Source organism: Streptomyces sp. NPDC058295, assembly GCF_042880655.1.
GTDB lineage: Bacteria > Actinomycetota > Actinomycetes > Streptomycetales > Streptomycetaceae > Streptomyces > Streptomyces coriariae.
The window spans coordinates 23,813-48,147 of the sequence record NZ_JBHVYO010000023.1; the positions used below are offsets into that span (position 1 = coordinate 23,813).

Below are 24,335 nucleotides of genomic sequence, written 5' to 3' on the forward strand. Positions count from 1 at the left end.
CCGGTGTGGGCGTCGTGCGGTGGCATGGGGTGGGTGCGCCTACTCTCGTAGCGTCTCTCTTCCTCTACTCGGGACTTTTCGTGTCAGGACGGTTCTCTCCCCGGCCCACCCGTACGACCGTGCGCGGTGGGCATGTCGGCGTGCCCGGCGGGGTGCCGCGGCAGCCCTCGGCGGCCGGGCGGGTGCGGAGCTGGGTGCCGGAGGGGCCGCTCGATCTCGGGCTGGTCCTCGGGCCCCTCCGACGCGGGCCGGGTGATCCGACGTTCCGTGCGACGCCGGACGGGTCGGTGTGGCGGGCCAGCCTCACCCCCGCCGGGCCGGGGACGCTGCGCGTCGCCGCGGCCGGCGGCGCGGTGCGCGGGGAGGCGTGGGGGCCGGGCGCGGAGTGGCTGTTGGACCGGTTGCCGGAGCTGCTCGGGGCGTCGGACACGCCGGAGGCGTTCGTGCCCCGGCACCGCGTGGTGGCGACGGCCCGGCACCGGCGGCCGGGCCTCAGGCTGACGCGGACCGGGCTGGTGCTGGAGTCGCTGATCCCCTCCGTGCTGGAGCAGAAGGTGACCACCGACGAGGCGTACCGGGCGTGGCGCCTGCTGGTGCGCAAGTTCGGGGAGCCGGCGCCGGGGCCCGCGGCGGACGGGCGGCTCTGGGTGATGCCGGCGCCCCGGACGTGGGCGCTGATCCCGTCCTGGGAGTGGCATCGGGCGGGCGTCGACAACAAGCGGGCGTCGACGATTCTGCGAGCCGTTCGGGTCGCCGCGCGGATGGAGGAGGCGGTGCGGATGGCTCCGGCCGAGGCCCAGGCCCGGCTGGAGGTCGTGCCGGGGATCGGGCCGTGGACGTCCGCGGAGACCGTGCAGCGCAGCCATGGGGCAGCGGATGCGGTGACCGTGGGGGATCTGCATCTGCCGGGGATCGTGGGGTGGGCGTTGGCGGGGGATCGGGACGCCGATGACTCCGTGATGCTGGAGTTGCTGGAGCCTTATGCGGGGCAGCGGCATCGGGCGGCCCGGCTGATCCTGTTGAGCGGGCAGGTGCCGGCGCGGCGGGTGCCGAAGATGCCCCGGTGGGACATCGGGAAGTTGTGAGGGGCCGCTTGTGAGGGTCCGCTCAGCGAGGGCGGGGGTTGGGGCGGAGGGTTTCGCCCCCGCCGCCCCTACCCGTTCCCATCCTCACCAGGGGCGCTGCCCCTTCGGCCCCGCCAAGGGGCTCCGCCCCCTGGACCCCCGTTTCGGCCTGGACGGCCTCGTCCTCACCGCCGGACGGGCTGGAAGGCCACTGGAGGCTACTGGTCCGACGAGAAGCGGACCGCGCCCGCCGGGATTCTCGCGTCGCACCACACCCGCGCGCCGTCGCGGAGTTCGTTGTCCGGGCCGACGATCGCGCCGTCCCCTATGACCGTGCCCGTGAGCACGGAGCGTTCGCCGACGCGGGCCCGGGTGCCGATGAGGGAGTCGGTGATGACGGCGCCCGGCTCGATCACGGCGCCGGGGAGGATCGTCGAGCCGAAGACCCTCGCGCCCTCCGCCACGAAGGCGCCCTCTCCCACCACCGTGCCGCCCGTCAGCTTCGCGTCGGGGGCGACCCTGGCCGTCGGGAGGACCAGGCGGTCGCCGCAGCGGCCGGGAACCGCGGGGGACGGGGCCCGGCCGAGGACCAGGTCCGCCGAGCCCCGGACGAAGGCCGCCGGGGTGCCCAGGTCCAGCCAGTACGTCGAGTCGACCATGCCCTGCAGATGGGCTCCGGCCGACAGGAGGTCGGGGAACGTCTCGCGCTCCACCGACACCGGGCGGCCCTGCGGGATCGTGTCGATGACCGAGCGGCGGAAGACGTACGCCCCCGCGTTGATCTGGTCGGTGACGATCTCCTCCGGGGTCTGCGGCTTCTCCAGGAAGGCTAGGACCTTGCCCGTCCCGTCGGTGGGGACCAGGCCGTAGGCCCTGGGGTCCGTCACCTTCGTCAGGTGCAGGGAGACGTCCGCAGCCGTCGCCTCGTGGGTGGCCACCAGCCTTCTGATGTCCAGGCCGGTGAGGATGTCGCCGTTGAAGATCAGGACCGGGTCGTCGGGGCCGGAGTGCAGCCGGGACGCCACGTTGCGGATCGCGCCGCCCGTGCCGAGGGGTTCCTCCTCCGTCACGTACTCGATGTGCAGGCCCAGTGCCGAGCCGTCGCCGAAGTACGGTTCGAAGACCTCCGCCAGATAGCTCGTCGCCAGGACGATGTGGTCCACGCCCGCCGCTCTCGCCCGCGCCAGTTGATGCGTGAGGAACGGCACCCCCGCCGCCCTGACCATGGGTTTGGGCGTGTGCACCGTGAGTGGGCGCAGCCGGGTTCCCTTGCCGCCGACCAGGAGGATCGCTTCTGTCACCGTCGTCTCTGCTTCCTGCCGGGACCGGTCGAACCGTCATTCGACCGGCCAGTGTATGCAGACCGTTGTGTGGCGACTTCCAGGCCGTTGGTGTTCCGTCCCGGTCCCAGGAGACTGTCCCCCCGACGAGCTGAATGTGCCCCCATCCGAATGTGCGCTCCGGCCGTCCGGGGCATGCGGCCTCCGGGGCCTCCCCAGGCCCCGGGGCTCCCGAACCGAATCGTCCGCCTCAGCGCCCCTGGAAGCGCGCCGCGGTGGAGCGGGCCGAGCCGAGCTTGCCGTAGAGCTGCCTGCCTGGGCATTCCGTGGCGAACCCGTCCCGGTGACCCGAGATCACATTCAGTCGTACGTTCTTTCCCTTTCCGTAGAGATTGCCACCCCCGGACTTCAGGTATGTCTTTCCCTTCGGATTGGCCCCGAAGAGGCCGAGCTTCCATGCCGTCAGACGCGCGACGGCGTCGACCGTGGCGGTGGTCGGCTTGGCGGAGGTGAACGTGCCGAGAACGGCGATCCCCATGCTGTTGCTGTTGAAACCGAGGGTGTGGGCGCCCAGGACCGGCTTCGCCACTCCCCCGGCGCGACCCTCATAGATCTTCCCGCACTTGTCGACGAGGAAGTTGTAGCCGATGTCGCGCCAGCCCATGCTCCTCACGTGGTACCGGTAGATACCACGGATGACGGACGGGGCCTGTGAGCACTTGTAGCTGTTGCCCGACGCCGTGTGGTGCACGAACGCGGCCTTGACCTTCGTCGTGTAGCGGAAGCCGCTCTCCCGCAGTTTCTCGTCGGCGCCCCAGCCTCGACGCGTGACGATGCTCGGCCGCGGGCCGATGTACGGCTTCGCCCGCTGGGCCGGCGTCAACTCGGCTCCGCGCAGGGCGAGGAGTTCGCGTTCGGTGCCCAGGCGGTCCAGGGCGGGGATCCGCGTGGCGCCGAGCGGGGCGAGGGGGGCGTTGGCGGCGGAGGCCGCGGTCGCCTCGGCGGTCATCGCGGTCATGGCCGCGGGCTCGGCCCCCTCGACCCCTTCGCCCGCCTCGGCCCCTTCGCCGGCTTGGACTTCCTCGCCCGCCTCGACTTCCTCGCCCGCTTCGGCCTCCTCAGCCTCCTCGGCCTCCTCGGCCGCCGTCGCGGTCCGGGCGGTCTTCTCGGTTGCCGCGTCGCGCGGGTCCAGCGCCTCCGGGGTGCCCGCCTGGCCGGACCAGGTGATCGATGTCCGGCTGCGCGGGGGGCCCGCGGGGACGTGCTCGGGGGGCGCCGAGCCCGGGTCGACGAGCTCCAGGCGCAGGCCGGAGGGGAGCAGGGCGGCGTTCGCCGTCTCCTCCGTACGGCGTTCGGTGTCCGGATGGACGCGGATCTCGACGCCGTCGGAGTCACCGACCCACAGCGGGGCCGTGGCGCCGCGGACCCGGCCCGAGGCGCTCTCGGGCGTGCCGGGGTCGGCGCCGTGGTCGGCGTTGTGGGTCTCGACGTCCTGCCAGCCGGACCAGGCGCCGGTCTCGGAGGTGCGGGTACGGACCTGGACGCGGCCGTGGAGTTCGGCGGCCGGGTCGTCCCAGACGACGCCGAGGAGGGAGAAGTGGCGCACGTCCCGGCGGGGCAGGCCCTGGTCGGTGGCGGCGCCGCCCGGTGCCCGGTCTCGGGCCAGAGCGGCGAGGGGCAGCGACTGGGTACTGCCCGGGAGGTCGGGAAGAGCTGGGTGAGCTGGGTGGTCGGAGAGGGAGGGGTCGGAGAGGGATGAGGTGACGGGGGTGTCGGGGCTCGTGGCCCTGGCCGTCCCGGTGGGCGCCGTCTCCGCGGCCGACGCCGGTCGCGCCGTCGCCGCGCTGGCGGGCGGCGTCAGCGGGAGGGCGAGTGCCGCCGCGCAGGTGACACCGATCGAGGTAGCTAGCAATCCGCGCATGCCAACGATCCTGGCCATACCCATACATTTCTGTCCATCGGGGAATTGACGGGCCGTCGGGTGCGTTCGGCCGAACCGGTGGCTCCGGGAGGGCCCTGCGGCCGGTACGGCACCCAGGCCGGCGCGTACGCTTGCGCGGGTGACTGCCACCGATCGCACCCCGGCCGACCTGCTGCGTTCCGCGCTGGCCGCGGACCCCGCGCGCCCCTTGGTGACCTTCTACGACGACGCCACGGGCGAGCGGGTCGAATTGTCCGTGGCCACCTTCGCCAACTGGGTGGCCAAAACCGCCAACCTCCTCCAGGACGGGCTGTCCGCCGAGCCCGGTGACCGGGTCGCGCTGCTGCTGCCCGCGCACTGGCAGACGGCGGTGTGGCTGCTGGCGTGTTCGTCGGTGGGCGTGGTCGCGGACGTCGCCGGGGATCCGGCGCGGGCGGACTTCGTCGTCGCCGGACCCGGTTCGTTCGAGGCGGGGCTGGCCTGCCGGGGCGAGCGGTACGCGCTGTCGCTGGCGCCGCTGGGACGGCGGTTCGTACCGGGCCCGCCGGAGGGGTACGACGACTACGCCGTGAACGTCCCGACCTTCGGGGACCGTTTCGCGCCGTACGCCCCCGTCGATCCCGAGGAGCCGGCGCTGATCGTGGCCGGGGCCGAGTACACCGGGGCCGAGGTCGTGGAGCGGGCGCGGGCGGAGGCGTCGGGACTGGGGCTGACGGGTCCCGGCTCCCGGCTGCTGTCGGGGCTGGCGTACGACACGTGGGAGGGGCTGAGCGCCGGGCTGTACGCGCCGCTGGCGAGCGGGGGGTCCGTGGTGCTGTGTGCGCACCTGGCGGAGGCCGGCGAGGAGGCCGTGGCTCGGCGGGTGGAGAGTGAGCGGGTGACTTCGACCGCGCGGTAGCTTCTCGGGCGGCGGGTCGGTGCTCGGCGTCGACGCCGGCGTTGCCGGGGGCTGCCGCCCCCAGACCCCCGCTTCGGCCCTGAAGGGGCCTCGTCCTCAAACGCCGGACGGCCTGATCTTCCCGCACCCCAGCCCACGAGGCGGTCCCGCCCACCCGCCGCAGGCAGGCTGCCTTACGCACTCCCGGCGCCGGACGGGCAGATTTCCCGCGCCCCAGCCCACGCGCAAACCCCGCCCACAAGGCGGCCCCCCGTCCGCCTCACCCGTTCGGCCCACCCCCGTCCCCCCTCGCGGCCCGCTTCGCGGCATCGTCGTAGGGACAGCTCTACACGCTCGTACGGCCGAGGCGGGTCCGGAGGCGGGAGGGGTGGATCGGACGTGAGGGAAGCGGCGGGTTCCGGTGGGCCGCTCGGGCCGGGGGTGGGGGCGTCCGCCGACGGGCGAGGGCTCATACGGCGGCGCCGGCGGCGGTGGGTGCGGTACGGGGCGGGGGCGGCGGGGATGGTCGTCCTGGGGGTCGGGGTCGCGGGGTGGGTCGTCTACGCGAAGCTGGACGGGAACATCACGCCCGACGACGCGACCGCGGCGGAGCTCGCGCGGTATGCGCGGGAGCGGCCGACCTCGCTGGTGAAGGACGCGCAGAACATCCTGCTCATCGGGTCCGATTCGCGGTCGGGGGACGGGAACCGGAAGTACGGGCGGGACTCCGGGACCGAGCGGTCGGACACGACGATCCTGCTGCATCTGGCGGCCGGACGGCACAGCGCCACCGCCGTCTCCGTCCCGCGCGATCTGATGGTGGACGTGCCGGCCTGTCTGCGGCCGGACGGGAAGCGGACCGAGCCGATGTTCGCGATGTTCAACTACGCGTTCCAGAGCGGGGGTTCGGCCTGCACGATCCGGACGGTGGAGAAGCTGACGGGCGTCCGGATCGATCACCACGTGGTCGTCGACTTCAGCGGGTTCAAGGACATGGTCGACGCCGTGGACGGGGTCGAGGTGTGCCTGAAGGAGCCGATCGACGACAAGGCCGCCAGGCTGCGGCTGCCCGCCGGGAGGGTCACGCTCGACGGGGAGCAGGCGCTCGGGTACGTGCGGGCCCGCAAATCCCTCGGGAACGGCAGTGACACCGACCGGATGGACCGGCAGCAGCGGTTCCTCGGGGCGCTCGTCAACAAGGTGCAGAGCAATGACGTCCTGCTGAACCCGGTGAAGCTGTATCCGTTGCTGGACGCGGCCACGTCCTCGCTCACCACCGACCCGGATCTGGCGAGTCTGCGCGGACTGTACGAACTCGTGCGCGGCCTGCGGGACATTCCCACCGAACATGTGCAATTCCTGACCGTTCCACGGGAGTCGTACGTCTACAACGCCAATCGCGACCAACTGGTGGAGCCGGAGGCGGAGAAACTCTTCGAACGGCTGCGAACGGACAGGCCGGTGGTGGTTTCTCAGGAAATTCCCACGAACCCCGCCCCCACGGAGTCGGGCGACTACGGTCCGTTCGGATCCCGGACGTCGGGACCTGCGGCTTCCGGGGTGGTTTCGCCCACTCCGCCCGCTCCCACGTTCCGCGGGAACACCGCCGCCGAGGACGGCTGCGGGTAAAGCGCTTGCCAAGCCGGCCTCTTGCCGCGAACACAAGTTCAAAGAAATAGGGCGGATTGCCCGCTTGTAGGGGCGTGGAATTTGTCACGGCCGTCGCTCGCCACCGAACCTGGCGGATAGTGTGAGCGATCCGGTGCCCCCGGCCACGAGGTCTTCCTGGGGTCGCGCACCGAGTGACCGAGACCCGAGCGCCTTGAGGGGGAAAGGCGCCGCGTGGCCCCGACGGAGGATTCGGACAACCGTGGACGCGCAAGGCCGTGGGCGGGCGGACAACATCGACCCCGCAGACCAGTGGGTGCTCAATCCGAACACCGGCGAATACGAACTGCGACTGACTCCTTCCACACCGCAATCGGCGGTGCCGGGGCCTCGTAGGTCCGACTCCGGTCGGACCGGTGGCGCAGGAGGTCCGGCGCGCGGCCGGTCGGCGGCGCAGGGCCGGGAGTCCTCGTCGCCCGAGGAGACGCCGGACCCGGAGGTGCCTTCGCCGCGCCGCCGCCGGGGCGCACCGCCGGAGGAACCGGCGGCGAACCGGCGTGGCCGCCGGCCGGTGAAGAAGAAGGCGAAGGCGAAGAAGATACTGCTGTGGACCGGCGGGATCATGGCCTTCGTCCTGGTGGGTACGGCCGGTGCGGCCTACCTCTATCTCGAGCACCTCAACGACAACATCACGTCCGTCTCCGACGACGGCGCGAGCACCGGTGGCTTCAGCAAGGACAAGGCCATCAACCTGCTGGTGATCGGCACCGACAAGCGCACCGGTTCGGGCAACGAGGGCTACGGCGACTCCGGCAGCGTGGGCCACGCGGACACCACGATCCTGCTGCACGTCTCCAAGGACCGGACGAACGCGACCGCGCTCAGCATCCCCCGCGACCTGATCGTGGACGTCCCGGACTGCGAGACCAAGCAGGAGGACGGCTCGACCAAGGTCATCAAGGGCACGGACAACGTCCGCTTCAACACCAGCCTCGGCCAGGACAACCGCACGCCGAGCTGCACCGTGCGCACGGTCACCGAGCTGACCGGGATCCAGGCGGACAATTTCATGGTGGCCGACTTCAACGCGGTCAAGACGCTGACCACGGCGGTCGGCGGCGTCGAGGTGTGCCTGGCGAAGGACATCGACGACCCGGACTCGCATCTGAAGCTGTCGAAGGGCACGCACATCATCCAGGGCGAGCAGGCGCTGGCCTACGTGCGCACCCGGCACTCGGTGGGCTTCGGCGGCGACCTGAGCCGGATCGAGCTCCAGCAGCAGTTCCTCAGCGCGCTGATGCGCAAGCTGAAGTCGAACGACACGCTCACCAGCCCGACCAAGATGATCAAGCTGGCGGAGGCGGGCACCAAGGCGCTGACCGTCGACTCCCAGCTGGACACCATCGACAAGCTGAAGGACCTGGGTCTGGAGCTGGGCAAGCTCAATGTGAAGAACCTGACCTTCACCACCGTGCCGGTGGTCGACAACCCGGCCGAGAAGGTGGCGGCCACGGTCGTCGTGAACGCCTCGACGGCGCCCACCGTCTTCCAGATGATCAAGGACGATGTCTCCTTCACCGAGGTGAAGGAGCAGGCGGCGGCGTCCAAGAACGCGGCCGCCAAGGCCGCCGCGGCCCGCCTCAAGGGCACCCAGTCCGCCGCCTCCGCGGTGCGGGTGCAGGTCATGAACGGCGGCGCTCCGGCCGGCAGCGCACAGGAGACTCTTAGCTGGCTGCAGAATGATGAGGGCGTGACGAAGTCCGAGAACGCGGGGAACGCGCCCGCGGCACTGAGCAGGACGACGCTCGAGTACGCGCCCGACCAGGCCGACCAGGCACGCAAGCTCGCCGCCATCATGGGGCTGCCCGGTACCGCTCTGAAGCCGGGCAAGAGTGTCGAGAACTCCCAGGGTCTGCCGACGATGACGCTGACGCTGGGCAAGGACTTCAAGGGCGCGGGCGTCTCGCTCACAGCTCCGACCACCGTGCCGGACACGGTCCAGAAGTCCACGGCGGACAAGGTCGAGTGCGCCAAGTAGGTAACCCTTCGGGCCCGTCGTGCGTCTGACTTGACGCGGGACGGGCCCGTGTCAGGCGCACGGCGGGGAGGGGCAGGGGAAGTGGCGGGGAGCAGTGGGGTGCGAAGGGAGGTTCCCGCGGTCGAGGACACGGTGTCCCCGGCGGCGCGGGAACAACAGGACGAGACCGCGTCCGAGGGGGACGGCGGAGCGGGTGGCGGGCGCGGCGCGGGCCGGAACGCGGATCGCAGACGCCGACGTCGACGCGCGTTGCGCTGGTCGGCGACGGTGCTCGCGGTGGTCATACTCGGCGGCGCGGGGGCCGGATACCTCTACTACGAACACCTCAACGCGAACATCAAGAGCGACGACCTGAACATCGGCGACGCGAAGGACCGGGCGGCCAGGACGGAGGCCAACTCGGCCGGGCAGACGGCGCTGAACATCCTGCTGATCGGTTCGGACGCCCGTGACACGGCGGAGAACCAGAAGCTCGGCGGCGCCAAGGACACCTTCGACGGTCCCCCGCTCGCGGACGTCCAGATGCTGCTGCACATATCGGCGGACCGCAGCAACATGTCGGTGGTGAGCATGCCGCGCGACACGCTGCTGGACATCCCCAAGTGCACGGACCCCGACGACGGGACGACCTACCAGGCGCTGTCCGACGAGATGACGAACGTGTCGCTCGGCCGCGGCGGCCCGGGCTGCACGGTGGCCACCTGGGAGAAGCTCACCGACATCCACATCGACCACTTCATGATGATCGACTTCTCCGGTGTGGTGTCGATGGCGGACGCGATCGGCGGCGTCCCGGTCTGCGTGGACGCCAACGTCTACTCGCACACCAGCACCGGCAAGGGCTCCGGTCTGAAGCTGGAGGAGGGCACCCACGCCGTCAAGGGCAAGCAGGCCCTGCAGTGGCTGCGCACCCGCTACGGCTTCGAGGACGACACCGACCTGGCCCGGGCCAAGGCGCAGCACATGTACATGAACTCGATGGTCCGCGAGCTGCGCGCCAACGCCAAGCTGACCAATCCCAACAAGCTGCGCAAGCTCGCCGAGGCGGCCACGAAGGCGATCACCGTCGACGACGGCCTCGACACCATCACGAAGATGTACGACCTGGCGGGCGAGTTGAAGAAGGTGCCCACCGAGCGCATCACGATGACGACGATGCCGAACCGCTACCAGGGCAGCCGGGTGGTGCCCACGGACGACGCCAAGCAGCTGTTCCGGCTGGTGCGCGAGGACATCGCCCTGGACGGCAAGGACGCCAAGAAGGCCACGGCCAGTCCGACTCCGACGGTCACCGACCCGGCCGCCGCGCCCGGCGAGATCGCGGTGCAGGTGCACAACGGGACGTCCACGAGCACGCTGGCGGCGGTCCGCGGGCGGGCCACGGCGGTGAAGGAGCTGCTGGAGGGCAAGGGCTTCACCGAGGCCGTCGCGGACACCTCGGCGGCCACGGCCGTGGCGGCCACGGTGGTCCGCTACCCGAGCGCCGATCTGCAGGGCGACGCCGAGGCGGTCGCCAAGGCCCTCGGTATCCCGACGGGTCAGGTGAAGAAGTCCACCGAGGTCTCCGGGGTCACGGTCGTCGTGGGCGCGGACTGGCGCTCGGGGACGGCGTACAAGGCGCCGGTGAAGGACGACACGACGCCCGACACGGCCGGGGCGATCAACGCCTCGGACACCACCCAGTGCATGCACGTGGACCCGAACTACACCTGGTAGCCCGGGTCCTGTGATGCCCTGAGGGCGCGCTCCGGAAGTGCTTCGTGAGCGCGCCCCTGCGTCGGCGGAGCGGTGCGGCGGTGCTCAGTGCGTGTCGCTGAGCACCGCGGGGCGCCGCGAGGCGATGACCTTCCTGGCCAGTGCCTTGGGGCTGGTCAGGAAGCCGAAGCCCCACGACATGTGCATGGTGGCGAGGGCCACGGGGATCTGGAGCCGTGCCTTCGGCGGCAGCCCCTTGCCGGCCGGCAGCGACCCGGCGACGATCGCCGCGAGGTAGCCGCCGGGGATCACGAAGCCCAGCGGGGTGAGCGCGGCGCCCACGACGAGGCCGGCGGCTATCGCGCAGACCGCGGTGGGCGGGGCGAGGTAGCGCAGGTTGATGGAGCCCTCGTGGTAGCGGGCGACGACGTGCCGCCAACGGCCGTAGTCCTTGTACTGCTTGGCGAGCGCCTTGACGCTGGGCCGCGGCCGGTACGACACCTTGAGCTCGGGCGAGAACCAGATGAGGCCGCCGGCCTCCCTGATCCGGAAGTTCAGCTCCCAGTCCTGGGCGCGGACGAACTCCTCGTTGTAGCCGCCCTGTTGCTCCAGCGCGGCACGCCGGAAGACGCCGAGATACACGGTCTCCGCGGGGCCGGCCTGCCCTCCCGTGTGGAAGGCGGCGTTGCCGACCCCGATCTTCGAGGTCATGGCCGCGGCCACGGCGTGCTCCCAGTCGTTCTCGCCCTCGGCGTGCATGATCCCGCCGACGTTCTGCGCACCGGTCTCCTCCAGGAGCCGTACGGCGGTGGCGATGTAGTTCGGGGAGAGCATGCCGTGCCCGTCGACGCGGACGACGATCGGATGGCGTGACGCCTTGATCGCGGCGTTGAGCGCGGCGGGCGTACGCCCTGAGGGATTGGGGACCGTGTGCACGCGCTTGTTGCCGGAGGCTGTCTCGGCGACGAGCTGGGCCGCGATCTCTTCCGTACGGTCCGCGGACGGACCGATGGCGATCACGACCTCCATCTCGCCGGCGTACTCCTGCGCGAGGATCGCTTGGACGGCTCCGCGCAGATGCCGCTCCTCGTTGAGGACGGGCATGATGACGGACACTGCGGGGAGCTGCACGTCGGGCTTGGCGTTCATAGGGGGCTCACGTTACCGCGAACGGGGGACACGGCCCGCCCCGCCGGGTGCGCTGCACCGGTCGGCAGATCGTATGGGCCTACCGTTCCAACGGCTCCCCCCGCCCACCGCCGCCGCCCGGAGGTGCCCCGATATGCCCACCACACCGCCCCGGCCCCCGCGCCGACCCCACCCGCGGCGCCGCGTACCCCGTCCCTCCGCCCGGCGCGGACGCCCCCGCTGGGCCATGCGGGCGACGACCACGCTCTCGGTGGTGCTGCTCGCCGCCGCCGGGATCGGTCACTCGGTGGTCGCCGGCCTCGACGCGGACATCGCCCGGGTCGACCCCTTCAAGGACATGAAGAACCGTCCGCGGGCCGGCCACGGCATGAACGTCCTGCTGGTCGGCACCGACGGCCGCGACAACATCACGGAGACGGAGCGCCGCCGCTACCGCCTGGGCGGGGCCCCCTGTCACTGCACCGACACGATCATGATCGTGCACATCTCGGAGGACCGTGAGCGGGCCAGCGTCGTCAGTCTCCCGCGCGACTCCTACGCCGAGACGCCGCCGCACACCGACCAGGTCTCCGGCAAGGAGCACAGCGGCCACCCGATCAAGATCAACTCGGCGTACGCGGAGGGCGGGCCGCAGCTCACCGTCCGCACGGTCGAGAACATGACCCACGTGAAGATCGACCACTACCTGGAGGTCGACTTCACCAGCTTCATGAAGACGGTGGACGTGCTGGGCGGCGTGCGGATCTGCACGGCGGAGCCCCTGAAGGACACGTACACGGGCCTGGACCTGGCGCCTGGCGCGCACACGCTCAAGGGCGGCCAGGCCCTCCAGTACGTCCGCTCCCGGCACACGGACGCCTCCTCCGACCTGGGCAGGATGAAGCGGCAGCAGCGCTTCCTGGCGGCCCTGGTGGACCGGGCCACCTCCTCCGGGGTGCTGCTGAACCCGCTGCGGTTCCGGGACGTGACGCGGGCGGTGCTCGGCTCGGTACGGGCCGACCGGGGCTTCGGCACGGACGAGCTCCTCGACCTCGGCCGGGCGATGCGCACCTTCTCCCCTTCCTCCTCCGAGTTCACGACCGTCCCCATCGGCGAGCTGGACCACGTCGTGAAGGGCCTCGGCTCGACGCTGAAGTGGGACCCGGTGAAGTCGCGGCGCCTCTTCCGCGCCCTGCGCGACGACGAGTCCCTCGCCTCCGCGGGAGCCCGGCCGCGCGACGACGGGGCGACGCGCGTGGACGTGGCCCCGCAGCAGATCCGGGTCCAGGTCGAGAACGGCACCCGCACGGCGGGACTCGGCAGGCGGGTGGACGCGGCGCTGGCGGCGACGGGCTTCCGTACGACCCGGCAGCCGGTCAGCGCGGCCGACCCCTCGACCCGGCGCACGGTCGTCGCCTACGACCCCCGCTGGGACCGCTCCGCGAAGTCGCTCGCGACGGCCCTGCCGGGCAGCGAACTGCGGGCCGTGAAGGGCCTCGGGCCCACGCTGAAGGTCATCGCGGGGACGGACTTCCACAAGGTCCGCAAGGTGCGCGCGGACCAGGTGGAGCAGGGCGAGTCGGGAGTGGTGCGGGGGGACGAGGTGGGCTGTCCCTAGGCGGATGTGCGTTTCTGGTGCGAAACGTACGGAACGGAGCCGTCCGCCCGATGGCGCGGGGCACGTGGGAGGCGTACGACGGAAGGGCACGCACGGGGCCCGCCGGGCCCCCTCACCCCCAGGAGGAGCCATGACCCAGCCCGAAACCATGACCGCCATGAGCAAGGAGATGCAGGACTGCGTCGAGGCGTGCATGTCCTGCCACAGCATGTGCGAGGAGACCATGAGCTCCTGCATGCAGATGGGCGGCCAGGCCCAGATGCAGATCATGCGCGCGCTCATGGACTGCTCGGAGACGACCCGCATGTGCGCCGACATGATGATGCGGCGCTCGCCCATGTCGGCCGAGATGTGCGCGATGTGCGCCAAGGCGTGCGACATGTGCGCCGAGGCGTGTATGGCCATGCCGGACGATCCGCAGATGATGCGCTGCGCGGAGTCCTGTCGCCGCTGCGCCGAGATGTGCCGCATGATGGCGGGCGCCACCATGTGACCGCCGCCCGAACGCGCTCAGGGGCACCCTGTGCGGGTGCCCCTGGGTGATCCGCCGCGCGGCCGGCTCAGTTGCCCGAGACGGTGACCTTCTCGTCGTTCTTCAGCTGGCTGACCAGCGTCTTCACCTTCGCCTTGTCCCAGACGAGGTTGCTGCCGCTGGAACCGGAGATCGGCATGTTCATCGACTTGCCGTCACCGCTGTTGACGCCCTTCATCGCGAAGAACATCGACCCCAGGTCGTACAGGCCCATGTCCTTGTCGACGATCAGCGTGTCCAGGCCCGCGCTCATGGTCGGGTAGAGCTTGAACGGGTTGAGGACCGTGCCCGGGGTGGCCACCTGGTTGGCGAGGGCCGCGAGGAACTTCTGCTGGTTCTTCGTACGGTCCAGGTCGGAGCCCGCGAGCGCGTACCGGGTGCGGACGAACGCGAGGGCCTCCTCGCCGTTCAGGGTCTGCTTGCCCTTCTTGAAGTCGGCGCCCGACTTGGTGTCCTTGATGTCCTGCGGGATGTCGATCTCGACGCCGCCGACCGAGTCCACGATGTTCGCGAAGCCGGCGAAGCCGATCTCCACGTAGTGGTCGATGCGCAGACCGGTGTTGAACTCGACCGTGCGGACCAGCAGCTCCGGCCCGTCCTCGGCGTAGGCGGCGTTCAGCTTCACATGGCGGCCGGTGCCCTTGTAGGTCTTGCCGGACTCGGAGCCGACGAAGCTCGGGATCTCCACGTCGGAGTCGCGCGGGAGCGAGATCAGCGTGTCGCCGTTGGAGCCGGTGTGCAGGATCATCATCGAGTCCGTGCGCTTGCCCTCGGCGGAACCGGTGTGCAGTTCCTTCTTCTCCTCGGCGGACATGCCCTCACGGCTGTCGGAGCCGACGATCAGGTAGTTCGTGCCCTCGCCCGCCTCGGGCCGGTCGATGACCTTCGACAGGTCGACCTCGCGGTTCAGCTTGCCGTCGGCCCAGAAGTACGTGCCCACCGACGTCACGACCAGCACCGTCAGGACGGTGATCGCCGTCCACTTGATGCGGCGGCGCCAGTTCGGCGCGGGGCGCGGAGCGCGGGTGCCGACGCCCCCCGGACCGCCGGCGTCGCCGCCGCCCCCGTAGACCTCGCCCGAGCTGTAGCCGCTGTCGTAGCCGGTGTTCTGGGCGTTCGTGTAGTCGCCGTATCCCTGGCCGTTGACGTACGACGGCTGCGGCGGGACTCCGGCGCCCTGCGGCGGCGCGGCCGGGCCGCGGCGGACCTGCCGCATGACACGCGGGCTCTCGGGCTGCGCGTTCGCGCTGCCGCCGCCGTACCGGTTGCCGCGGTCACTGTCGGACCATCCCTCGGGCCAATCGTTCATGCGGACCAGTGTGCAGGGCAGGGCTGTGTGCCTTACAAGGGCCGTCGGAGAATCAGGGCCCCCCTGTTGCCAAGCTGACACAAAATCCCGGGTTGTCCCCCTCGGCATAAGGTGGAGGACATGACAGACCAGGTCACCGCGGCGGACTCGGGCAGCACCCCGGACATCCCGGGCAAGCCCACATCCGCGTCCCGCACCACCCTCAGCCACATCATGAGCCACAACGACACCAACCTGCTGGGGACGGTGCACGGCGGTGTGATCATGAAACTCGTGGACGACGCGGCGGGCGCGGTGGCAGGACGGCACTCCGGCGGCCCCGCCGTCACCGCGTCCATGGACGAGATGGCCTTCCTGGAGCCGGTCCGCGTCGGCGACCTCGTCCATGTGAAGGCGCAGGTCAACTGGACCGGCCGGACCTCGATGGAGGTCGGGGTCCGGGTCCTGGCCGAACGCTGGAACGAGTCGGCTCCGCCCACCCAGGTCGGCTCGGCCTATCTGGTCTTCGCCGCCGTCGACGCCGACGGCAAGCCGCGCGTGGTCCCGCCGGTCCTCCCGGAGACGGAACGGGACAAGAGGCGGTACCAGGAGGCCCAGATCCGCCGCACCCACCGGCTGGCCCGGCGCCGTGCCATCAGAGAACTGCGCGAGCGCCGGGTCGCCGAGGGGCTCGAGGACTGAGCAGACGCGGCGAAGGGTGCCCGCTGCTCACGGGCACCCTTCGGGCGTCGACTCAGTGACCGGTTACGGCAGGTTCCTCGCCATGACGATGCGCTGGACCTGGTTGGTGCCCTCGTAGATCTGGGTGATCTTCGCGTCGCGCATCATCCGCTCGACCGGGTAGTCGCGGGTGTAGCCGTAGCCGCCGAGGAGCTGCACCGCGTCCGTGGTGACCTCCATCGCCACGTCCGAGGCGAAGCACTTCGCGGCCGCGCCCATGAACGTGAGGTCGGAGTCCAGCCGCTCGGACTTGGCCGCCGCCGCGTACGTCAGCTGACGGGCCGCCTCGATCTTCATGGCCATGTCGGCGAGCATGAACTGGATGCCCTGGAAGTCGGCGATCGCCTTGCCGAACTGCTTGCGCTCCTGGACATAGCCCTTGGCGTAGTCGAACGCGCCCTGCGCGACACCGAGGGCCTGCGCGGCGATCGTGATGCGGGTGTGGTCCAGGGTCTTCATCGCGGTCAGGAAGCCCGTGCCCTCCTCGCCGATCATGCGGTCGGCGGGGATGCGGACGTTGTCGAAATAGACCTCGCGGGTCGGGGAGCCCTTGATGCCCAGCTTCTTCTCCGGGGCGCCGAAGGAGACCCCCTCGTCGGACTTCTCCACCACGAACGCGGAGATGCCCTTGCTGCGCTTCGTCGGGTCCGTCACGGCCATCACCGTGTAGTACTCGCTCACGCCCGCGTTGGTGATCCAGCGCTTGACGCCGTTCAGGATCCAGTGGTCGCCGTCGCGGACCGCCTTGGTCTTCATGCCGGCCGCGTCCGAGCCCGCGTCCGGCTCGGACAGCGCGTACGAGAACATCGCGTCGCCCTTGGCGAGCGGCGTCAGGTACTTCTTCTTCAGGTCCTCGGAGCCCGACAGGATCACCGGCAGCGAGCCCAGCTTGTTCACCGCCGGGATGAGGGAGGAGGACACGCAGGCCCGCGCCACCTCCTCGATCACGATCACCGTGGCCAGCGCGTCCGCGCCGGCGCCGCCGTACGACTCGGGAACGTGCACCGCGTGCAGGTCGCTCGCCACCAGGGCGTCCAGCGCCTCCTGCGGGAACCGGGCCTCCTCGTCCACCGCGGCCGCGAACGGCGCGATCTTCGCCTCGGACAGCGAACGGATGGCGTCGCGGAGCATGTCGTGCTCCTCGGACAGGCGGTACAGGTCGAAGTCAGCCGATCCGGCCAAGGTGTCTCACGCTCCAAAACGCTACGGTCACCGACGCTAATTACCGTTAAGTAACTCAAATTTTAGGGGTCCGCCCACCCGAGTGATACGTGAGCTTGGCGACAGGGGGCCTTCTTCTGACAACTGCCCGGTGAGGGGAGCCGACACGCCCCGACTATGCTCGGGCGCGCAGCGACGACATCCCCACCTGGAGCATTCATGGCCCTCAAGATCACCGTGATCGGCACCGGCTATCTCGGCGCCACGCACGCCGCGGCCATGGCCGAGCTGGGTTTCGAGGTGCTCGCTCTCGACGTCGTGCGCGAGAAGATCGAGATGCTGGAACGCGGCGAGACCCCCATGTACGAGCCGGGGCTCGAGGAACTGCTGCGCCGGCACGTCCCCGGCTTCGAGGGATCCAGCGGGCGGCTGCGCTTCACCCAGGACTGGGCCGAGGTGGGGGCCTTCGGCGACGTCCACTTCGTGTGCGTCAACACCCCGCAGAAGCACGGTGAGTACGCGTGCGACATGTCGTACGTCGAGTCCGCCATGGGCTCCCTCGCGCCGCATCTGGCACGGCCCGCGCTCGTCGTCGGCAAGTCCACCGTGCCGGTGGGTTCCGCCGACCGGCTGGCCCGGACCATCGCCGAGCTGGCGCCCGCCGGTGCGGACGCCGAGCTCGCCTGGAACCCGGAGTTCCTGCGCGAGGGGTTCGCGGTCCAGGACACCCTGCACCCGGACCGCATCGTCGTCGGGGTGCGCAGCGAGCGGGCCGAGGCGCTGCTGCGGCAGGTCTACGAGACGCCGATCGGCGAGGGATCGCCGTTCGTCGTCACCGACTTCCCCACCGCTGAGCTGGTGAAGACCTCGGCGAACTCCTTCCTCGCCACCAAGATCTCCTTCATCAACGCCATGGCGGAGGTGTGCGAGGCCGCCGACGGCGATGTCGCCAAGCTGGCCGAGGCCATCGGCTACGACGACCGGATCGGGAAGAAGTTCCTGCGGGCGGGGATCGGGTTCGGCGGCGGCTGCCTGCCCAAGGACATCCGGGCCTTCATGGCCCGTGCCGGTGAGCTCGGTGCCGACCAGGCACTGACCTTCCTGCGCGAGATCGACTCCATCAACATGCGTCAGCGCGGACAGATGGTCGAGCTGGCCCGTCAGGCGCTGGGCGGCGGGTCCTTCCTGGGCAAGCGGATCGCCGTGCTCGGGGCCACCTTCAAGCCCGACTCCGACGACGTACGGGACTCGCCCGCCCTCAATGTCGCCGGTCAGATCCATCTCCAGGGCGGGCAGGTCACGGTGTACGACCCGAAGGGCATGGCCAACGCCCGCCGGGTCTTCCCGACGCTCGCGTACGCGGACTCGGCCCTGGAGGCCGTCCGGGGCGCGGACGCCGTACTGCACCTCACCGAGTGGCAGGAGTTCCGCGAGCTCGACCCGGCGCGGCTCGGGGAGGTCGCGACGACCCGGCTGGTCCTCGACGGACGCAACGCGCTCGACCCGGTCCTGTGGCGCAAGGCCGGATGGACGTACCGGGCGATGGGTCGCCCGACCGCATAAGCAGCGGCACGAGCACGGACGCCGGAAACAAGCACGGGCACCGGCACGAACGCGGGCACGAGCACGGGCGCCGGCACCGCCGCGCGCGAGGCGCGGGCAGAGGCCTACGGAGCGACGCCGGTTCGGCCGAGGCTCAGTCGGCCGAACCGGCGTCTTGCTGCATTCTGCACCACCGGCCTGTGCCCCGGCCGGTGAACTACTTCGCCCGGTACCGGCGCATCTTCGCGCGCGCCCCGCACACCTGCATCGAACACCAGCGCCCACGGCCCGCCGGACTGCGGTCGTAGTACGCCCAGTGGCAGGTGACGGCCTCGCAGGCCTTCAGCCGGGTCCAGGTGCCCGCGATCAGCGCCTCCGCCACCGCGGCGGCCGTACGGGAGAGCAGCGAGGCCGCGCCGGCGGCGGCCAGGCGGGCGGAGCCGTCGTGCTCGTCGATCGTCACCAGCAGGGGCGCCGACGCCAGCAGCTCGCCCAGCGGGGTCACCTCGCGGTGCGGCGGATGGCCCGCGTGGGCCAGCAGGGCCGCGCGCAGCGACTCGCGCAGCTCACGGGCGCGCGCCACCTCGCCCCCGGCCTCCCCGACGGCGTCGGCGTTCGCCGGGTCTTCCGGGTTTTCCGGGTTTTCCGGCAACCCGAATCGGGCCCGGCCCTCCGCCGTGTCCAGCGCGTCCGCGCCCGACTCGAGGTCCAGCGTGTTCACCAGGGACTCGACCAGGGCCAGGCTCCCGGGCGCCGCCGATCGGTCATTCATGGTTGCGACGTTACCGCCAATGCGGGAGCATGCAGTAACCGTTACTGGTTACCAGGATCTAGGGGTAACCCATCCGATCGCCAGGAGGAAGTCATGGCTCTCGCCAAGCTGGGTGTCGTCGTTCTGGACTGTCCCGACCCGGGCGCACTGGCCGGTTTCTACGCCGAGGTGCTGGGCGGGAGCGTCGAGGGCGAGGGGGATTGGGTCGACGTGAAGGTGCCCGGTGGCCAGTCGCTGGCCTTCCAGGCCGCCGCCGGGTTCGTACCGCCCGCGTGGCCCGCCCCCGAGCACTCGCAGCAGTTCCATCTGGACCTGACCGTCGACGACCTGGACGCGGCCGAGCGGGGCGTGCTGGCGCTGGGCGCGAAGCCGCTGGACGCGGAGGACCGCTCGCGCGGCTGGCGTGTGTACGCGGATCCGGCTGGGCACCCGTTCTGCCTGTGCAGCTGCTGAGGCCCGCACCCCCACCGCAATCCCGCACGACCGACGAAGCCCGCACGACCGATGAAGCCGCACGCCCGATGCGGCGGCACCAGCGATGAAGCCGCCACCGCCGACGCGGCACAGACGCCGAGGCGGCACAGGCACAGACGCTGCAGCCGCATGACGCCGAAACCGTACGACTGTCGAAGCCCCGTACCGCGCTCGAGCCAGGAGGATTCCATGCCGCCCGTCGCCCGCTTCCGTTCCGTCGTCCTCGACTGTCCCGACCCGCGCGCGCTCGCCGACTTCTACGCGGCGGTCCTGGGCGGTACGCCCGAGGCCGAGGACGGCGAGGACGACTGGTTCGTCCTGTACGTCCCCGGCGGTCCCCGGATCGCGTTCCAGCAGGTCGAGGGGTACACCCCGCCGGAGTGGCCGCGCGCCGACCGCAATCCGCAGCAGTTCCATCTCGATCTCGACGGCGGCGCCACCTGGGCGGAGATCGACGCGGCCCACGAGCGGGTGCTGGCGCTGGGCGCGCGGCCGCTGGATCTGGAGGACCGGGAGAAGAAGGATTTCCAGGTGTACGCCGACCCGGCGGGGCATCCGTTCTGCCTGTGCCGGATCGAGCACCCGTAGCGGTCCTGACCGACAGGCCTGTCCGGCGGGCCCGACCGGCGATCCGCCCGATGGGCCTATCCGTCCAGCTCCGCGATCCTCACCGTCGACGGCTCCCTGCGGTCCTGGGCCGCTCGGGCCGTGAAGTCGGCGGTGCGCAGGACGCGCTGGACGTTGCCCCAGGTCAGCAGGGCGATGTCGGTCTCCGGCCAGCCCCGGCGGAGCAGCTCGGCGATCAGGTGCGGATAGCCGGAGGCGTCGGCGAGGCCCTGCGGGTGGGCGGCGCCGCAGTCGTAGAGGCCGGACAGTCCGACGCAGTCCGGGCCGGCGATCGCGCGGACGTGGTCGAGGTGGTCGGCCACGTCCCGCAGGCCGGGGCCGGTCTGCTCGGCGGTCAGCGGTACCAGGCAGAGTCCCCTGGCCTCGCCCAGCCCGGCGAGCAGTTCGTCGGACAGGTTGGCGGGGTGGGGGCGCAGCGCGCGGGCGGCGGAGCGGGTGCACAGGACCGGCGTCTTGGAGAACGTGAGGACGCGGCCGACGGTGAGGTCGCAGGCACCGGAGAGGTCGGCGAGCACACCGAGCCGGTTCATCTCGCGCACCACCTCCTCGCCGAACCGGGTCAGCCCCGTGTCGCCCCCCGCCCAGGAGACGCCGGTGAGGGTGAGGACGCGCAGCCCGAGGGAGTGCAGCACACGCAGGATGCCCAGGGAGTCGTCGAGCGCCGCGGCCGCGGCCGGGCCCAGGACGACGGCGACGCGGCCGCAGTTGCGGGCGTCGATGATCTGCCCGGCGCTGCGGGCCAGCCGCAGTCCTTCGGGGTGGGCGGCGATCACCGACCGGACGAGGTCCAGCTGCTCCAGGGTGGCCCCGACGGCCCGGTCGGCGACAAGGCCCTCGGGCAGGTGCAGCGACCACAGCAGCGCGCCGACATTTCCCCGGCGCAGCCGGGGCACGTCCGTGTCGACGGCGCTCTCGCCGAGCTGGAGGTCGTAGCAGGGCAGGTGCCGCAGGGCCGAGGGCAGTCCGCTGTAGCCGTCGGCGACGGGGTGCGCGGCGAGCAGGGCGCGGGCGCGTTCCAGCGGGGTGCTCTCCGGCTCCTGGACGTCCCGGACGGCGTCGGCGGCCTCCTCGGCCGTGAGCGGCGCGTACGGGCGGAACGGGGCCGCCTGCGCCTCGTCGTCGAGCTCACCGACCTCGGGAAGGGTGTGCGGCTCGTCATGGAGGTCGGCCATGGCGGTCTCCGTACGTCGATCAGCAGTACGGTCACCGTCGCACGGCGGACGGCGGGCTTCCTGGTGGGCGGGGCGTTCGGGGTACGGCCGCGCCGGCGCCCCGGTCAGGTGCCCTCGGCCACCTGGATCACCTCGTCCAGGGTGTGCCGGGAGCGGACCAGGTCGGCGATGGTCCGGTCGATGCGGTCACGTTCCGCGGTGAGGTCGGCGACCAGCCGGGGGGTGGCGACGGCCGAGGGGCCGCCGTCGGAGTCCCGCATGCAGGGCAGCAGCTGGGCGATCTTGGTGCTGTGCAGCCCGGCCGCGAACAGCTCCTGGATGAGCACGACCCGGTCGACGGCCCGCTCCGGGTAGTCCCGGTGGCCGCCGGGGGTGCGGTCGGCGGCCAGCAGCCCCTGGGCCTCGTAGTAGCGCAGGGAGCGCTCGCTGACGTTCGTGCGCCGCGCCAGTTCACCGATCCGCATGGCCGCTCCCGGTCCGGAAGGACTTGAATCTGACATCAGTGTCAGCTTTTACGGTACCGGCATGACACCGACCAAGGACACCCCGTTCCGGCTGGGAGGACTCGCTCTCCCCCACCGTCTCGTCATGGCCCCGCTGACCCGCAACCGCGCCGCCGCCGACGGCACGCCGGGCGACCTCATGGTCGAGTACTACGCCCAGCGCGCCTCGGCCGGCCTGATCATCGCCGAGGCCGCCACGCCCAACGCGGTCGGGCAGACGTATCCGAACATCACCGCGATCCACCGGCCCGAGCACGTGGCCGGATGGCGCCGGGTGACCGACGCCGTACGGGACGCGGGCGGGCGGATGTTCCTCCAGCTCCAGCACGGCGGGCGGGTGAGTCATCCGGCGACCAGCGGGCTGACGCCGGTCGCCCCCTCCCCCGTCCCGCTGCCGGAGACGATCTTCACGCCCGACGGTCACCGGCCCGCCGTCACGCCCCGGGAGATGGACCCGGACGACATCCGTGCCACCGTCGCCGACTTCGCCTCGGCCGCCCGCAACGCGCTCGACGCCGGGTTCGAGGGCGTGGAGGTGCACGCCGCCAACGGCCATCTGCTGCACCAGTTCCTGGCCGGCAACACCAACCACCGCACCGACGCCTACGGCGGCTCGGTCGCCCGGCGGATCCGGTTCGCGGCGGAGGTGGTGGAGGCGGTCGCCGCGGAGATCGGTGCGGAGCGGGTGGGTGTACGGATCTCGCCCGGCGTCACCTTCAACGGCATCGAGGAGGACGAGGACGAGACGGCGGAGCTCTACCCGGCGCTCGTCGAGCGGCTGAAGGGGCTCGGGCTCGCGTATCTGCACGTGGTGTACGCCGAGCCGGACGCGCCGCTGTTCCGCCGGATCCGGGCCGAGTGGCCGGGGGCGCTCGTCGCCAACCCCGTGCTGACGGAGCTCACCACGGACGCCGTCTCCCGCGCGGTCGACCGGCTGCTCGCCGCCGGGGCCGACCTGGTCGCCCTCGGACGGCCGTTCCTGGCCAACCCCGACCTGGTCGCCCGGCTGCGGCGGGGGGCCCCGCTGAACCCGCTGCGGGACCGCTACCTGATGTACGTGGGCGGGGCGGTCGGCTACACCGACTACCCCGCCCTGAGCGACGGTCCGGCTCAGCCGTCCAGCGACTCGATCGTCGCGTGGGACGGCGACCGGGTCGCCTGAAGGTCGCGGGCCACGTCCTCCGCCGCGCCGAGTACCCGTACCGCGTTCTGCCAGGTCAGCTTGGCGAGGTCCGGCCCGGACCAGCCGCGGTCGAGGAGCTCCGCGATCAGGTTGGGGTAGCCGGAGACGTCGTCGAGGCCGTCGGGGGTGAAGGCGGTGCCGTCGTAGTCGCCGCCGATGCCGAGGTGGTCGATCCCGGCGACCTCCCGCATGTGGTCGAGGTGGTCGGCGACCGTGGCGACGGTGGCGATCGGGCGGGGGTGCGTCTCCTCGAAGGCCCGGTGGACCTTCATCGCCTCGGCCGTGGTGGCGAGGTGGTGGAAACCGTTCGCGCGCATGTTGTCGTCGGCGGCGGCCGTCCAGTCGACCGCCGCCTGGAGGACGAACTTCGGCACGAAGGTCACCATCGCCATGCCGCCGTTGTCGGAGAGCCGTCCGAGGACGTCGTCCGGGATGTTGCGGGGGTGGTCGCACACCGCTCGCGCGGAGGAGTGCGAGAAGATCACCGGCGCGGCCGTCGCGTCGAGCGCGTCCCGCATCGTCGTCGCCGCCACGTGCGAGAGGTCGACCAGCATGCCCTCGCGGTTCATCTCGCGCACGACCTCGCGGCCGAACGCGGACAGGCCGCCGGCCCTGGGTTCGTCGGTCGCGGAGTCCGCCCAGTCCACGTTGTCGTTGTGGGTGAGCGTCATGTAGCGCACGCCGAGCGCGTACAGGCCGCGCAGGGTGCCGAGCGAGTTGGCGATGGAGTGGCCGCCCTCCGCCCCCATGAGCGAGGCGATACGGCCCTCCGCGCGCGCCGTCTCCATGTCCGCGGCCGTCAGCGCGGCGCGCAGGTCCCGCGGGTGGCGGGCGATGAGCCGCCGCACGCAGTCGATCTGCTCCAGCGTCGCCGGGACCGCGTCGGGCAGGTCCGCGCGCACGTACACCGACCAGTACTGCGCGCCGACCCCGCCGGCCCGCAGCCGGGGGATGTCGGTGTGCAGGTGGTCGTGCTGGTGGCCGGCGATGTCACGGGCGTCGAGGTCGTAGCGGACCTGCTCGCGCAGCGCCCAGGGCAGGTCGTTGTGGCCGTCGACGACGGGGAACTCGCGCAGCAGCTCGCGGGCCGCGTCCAGTGAGGTCATCTGCG

21 protein-coding genes are annotated in these 24,335 nt (G+C 71.5%); 12 read left to right on the top strand and 9 right to left on the bottom strand.

From position 1 onward, the window contains the following. Positions 1-80: 80 nt before the first annotated feature. A complete protein-coding gene (locus ACFVYS_RS24250; RefSeq protein ID WP_389505099.1) occupies positions 81-1,085 on the top strand; it encodes a DNA-3-methyladenine glycosylase family protein in 1,005 nt (334 codons plus the stop codon). A gap of 197 nt (positions 1,086-1,282) precedes the next feature. On the opposite strand, the gene ACFVYS_RS24255 is transcribed toward ACFVYS_RS24250, so the two are convergent. Beyond that, positions 1,283-2,365, bottom strand: a complete 1,083-nt coding sequence (locus ACFVYS_RS24255; RefSeq protein ID WP_389505101.1) for a sugar phosphate nucleotidyltransferase — start codon at positions 2,363-2,365, stop codon at positions 1,283-1,285. A gap of 229 nt (positions 2,366-2,594) precedes the next feature. Further along, positions 2,595-4,265, bottom strand: coding sequence for a peptidoglycan recognition protein (locus tag ACFVYS_RS24260; protein ID WP_389505103.1), 1,671 nt, complete (start codon positions 4,263-4,265; stop codon positions 2,595-2,597). A gap of 139 nt (positions 4,266-4,404) precedes the next feature. Between ACFVYS_RS24260 and ACFVYS_RS24265 the strand changes: the two genes are divergently transcribed. The 4 genes from ACFVYS_RS24265 to ACFVYS_RS24280 all read left to right on the top strand — a co-directional run bounded on the left by ACFVYS_RS24265 (position 4,405) and on the right by ACFVYS_RS24280 (position 10,504). Further along, on the top strand, positions 4,405-5,163 hold the full coding sequence (locus ACFVYS_RS24265; protein WP_389505105.1) for a TIGR03089 family protein: 759 nt from the start codon (positions 4,405-4,407) through the stop codon (positions 5,161-5,163). A gap of 501 nt (positions 5,164-5,664) precedes the next feature. Continuing rightward, positions 5,665-6,771: an LCP family protein gene (locus tag ACFVYS_RS24270; RefSeq protein ID WP_389505107.1), complete on the top strand. Its 1,107-nt coding sequence runs from the start codon at positions 5,665-5,667 to the stop codon at positions 6,769-6,771. Positions 6,772-7,012: 241 nt separating this feature from the next. Next, positions 7,013-8,788 (top strand): LCP family protein, encoded by a 1,776-nt coding sequence (locus tag ACFVYS_RS24275; protein WP_389505109.1) that lies wholly within the window; start codon positions 7,013-7,015, stop codon positions 8,786-8,788. Between the two features lie 99 nt (positions 8,789-8,887). Further along, on the top strand, positions 8,888-10,504 hold the full coding sequence (locus ACFVYS_RS24280; protein WP_389505111.1) for an LCP family protein: 1,617 nt from the start codon (positions 8,888-8,890) through the stop codon (positions 10,502-10,504). An 84-nt stretch (positions 10,505-10,588) separates the two neighbouring features. On the opposite strand, the gene ACFVYS_RS24285 is transcribed toward ACFVYS_RS24280, so the two are convergent. Next, positions 10,589-11,632, bottom strand: a complete 1,044-nt coding sequence (locus tag ACFVYS_RS24285) for a glycosyltransferase family 2 protein (RefSeq protein ID WP_389505113.1) — start codon at positions 11,630-11,632, stop codon at positions 10,589-10,591. A 133-nt stretch (positions 11,633-11,765) separates the two neighbouring features. Between ACFVYS_RS24285 and ACFVYS_RS24290 the strand changes: the two genes are divergently transcribed. Both ACFVYS_RS24290 and ACFVYS_RS24295 read left to right on the top strand, forming a co-directional pair. Beyond that, complete coding sequence (locus ACFVYS_RS24290; protein WP_389505115.1) at positions 11,766-13,229, top strand: LCP family protein; 1,464 nt, start codon at positions 11,766-11,768, stop codon at positions 13,227-13,229. A gap of 130 nt (positions 13,230-13,359) precedes the next feature. Continuing rightward, a complete protein-coding gene (locus ACFVYS_RS24295; RefSeq protein ID WP_389505117.1) occupies positions 13,360-13,722 on the top strand; it encodes a four-helix bundle copper-binding protein in 363 nt (120 codons plus the stop codon). 67 nt (positions 13,723-13,789) lie between these two features. Here the strand turns inward: ACFVYS_RS24295 and ACFVYS_RS24300 are convergent, their stop codons facing one another. Then, a complete protein-coding gene (locus ACFVYS_RS24300) occupies positions 13,790-15,070 on the bottom strand; it encodes an LCP family protein (protein WP_389505118.1) in 1,281 nt (426 codons plus the stop codon). 120 nt (positions 15,071-15,190) lie between these two features. Here ACFVYS_RS24300 and ACFVYS_RS24305 point away from each other — a divergent pair, with 120 nt between their 5' ends. Then, the gene (locus tag ACFVYS_RS24305) at positions 15,191-15,751 is read left to right on the top strand and encodes an acyl-CoA thioesterase (RefSeq protein WP_171397657.1); all 561 of its coding nucleotides are present in this window, start codon (positions 15,191-15,193) and stop codon (positions 15,749-15,751) included. A gap of 63 nt (positions 15,752-15,814) precedes the next feature. Here ACFVYS_RS24305 and ACFVYS_RS24310 read toward each other — a convergent pair whose 3' ends face one another. Beyond that, a complete protein-coding gene (locus ACFVYS_RS24310; protein ID WP_389505120.1) occupies positions 15,815-16,972 on the bottom strand; it encodes an acyl-CoA dehydrogenase family protein in 1,158 nt (385 codons plus the stop codon). A 198-nt stretch (positions 16,973-17,170) separates the two neighbouring features. Between ACFVYS_RS24310 and ACFVYS_RS24315 the strand changes: the two genes are divergently transcribed. Beyond that, positions 17,171-18,514: a UDP-glucose dehydrogenase family protein gene (locus ACFVYS_RS24315; protein WP_389505122.1), complete on the top strand. Its 1,344-nt coding sequence runs from the start codon at positions 17,171-17,173 to the stop codon at positions 18,512-18,514. Between the two features lie 196 nt (positions 18,515-18,710). Here the strand turns inward: ACFVYS_RS24315 and ACFVYS_RS24320 are convergent, their stop codons facing one another. Then, a complete protein-coding gene (locus ACFVYS_RS24320) occupies positions 18,711-19,265 on the bottom strand; it encodes a CGNR zinc finger domain-containing protein (protein ID WP_389505124.1) in 555 nt (184 codons plus the stop codon). A 93-nt stretch (positions 19,266-19,358) separates the two neighbouring features. Here ACFVYS_RS24320 and ACFVYS_RS24325 point away from each other — a divergent pair, with 93 nt between their 5' ends. Together ACFVYS_RS24325 and ACFVYS_RS24330 are read left to right on the top strand one after the other, a co-directional pair. Beyond that, positions 19,359-19,718 carry a VOC family protein gene (locus tag ACFVYS_RS24325; RefSeq protein ID WP_389505126.1) on the top strand — a complete coding sequence of 120 codons (360 nt, stop codon included), beginning with the start codon at positions 19,359-19,361 and terminating at the stop codon, positions 19,716-19,718. A 210-nt stretch (positions 19,719-19,928) separates the two neighbouring features. Further along, the gene (locus ACFVYS_RS24330; RefSeq protein ID WP_389505128.1) at positions 19,929-20,327 is read left to right on the top strand and encodes a VOC family protein; all 399 of its coding nucleotides are present in this window, start codon (positions 19,929-19,931) and stop codon (positions 20,325-20,327) included. A gap of 56 nt (positions 20,328-20,383) precedes the next feature. Here the strand turns inward: ACFVYS_RS24330 and ACFVYS_RS24335 are convergent, their stop codons facing one another. After that, positions 20,384-21,538, bottom strand: coding sequence for a dipeptidase (locus tag ACFVYS_RS24335; protein WP_389505130.1), 1,155 nt, complete (start codon positions 21,536-21,538; stop codon positions 20,384-20,386). A 104-nt stretch (positions 21,539-21,642) separates the two neighbouring features. Then, a complete protein-coding gene (locus ACFVYS_RS24340; RefSeq protein ID WP_389505132.1) occupies positions 21,643-22,002 on the bottom strand; it encodes a MerR family transcriptional regulator in 360 nt (119 codons plus the stop codon). 61 nt (positions 22,003-22,063) lie between these two features. On the opposite strand from ACFVYS_RS24340, the gene ACFVYS_RS24345 reads away from it, so the two are divergent. Further along, entirely contained in the window at positions 22,064-23,203 is a 1,140-nt protein-coding gene (locus tag ACFVYS_RS24345) for an alkene reductase (RefSeq protein WP_389505134.1), read from the top strand. On the opposite strand, the gene ACFVYS_RS24350 is transcribed toward ACFVYS_RS24345, so the two are convergent. Then, positions 23,152-24,330 carry a dipeptidase gene (locus tag ACFVYS_RS24350; RefSeq protein ID WP_389505136.1) on the bottom strand — a complete coding sequence of 393 codons (1,179 nt, stop codon included), beginning with the start codon at positions 24,328-24,330 and terminating at the stop codon, positions 23,152-23,154. The genes ACFVYS_RS24345 and ACFVYS_RS24350 overlap by 52 nt on opposite strands. Positions 24,331-24,335: the final 5 nt, after the last annotated feature.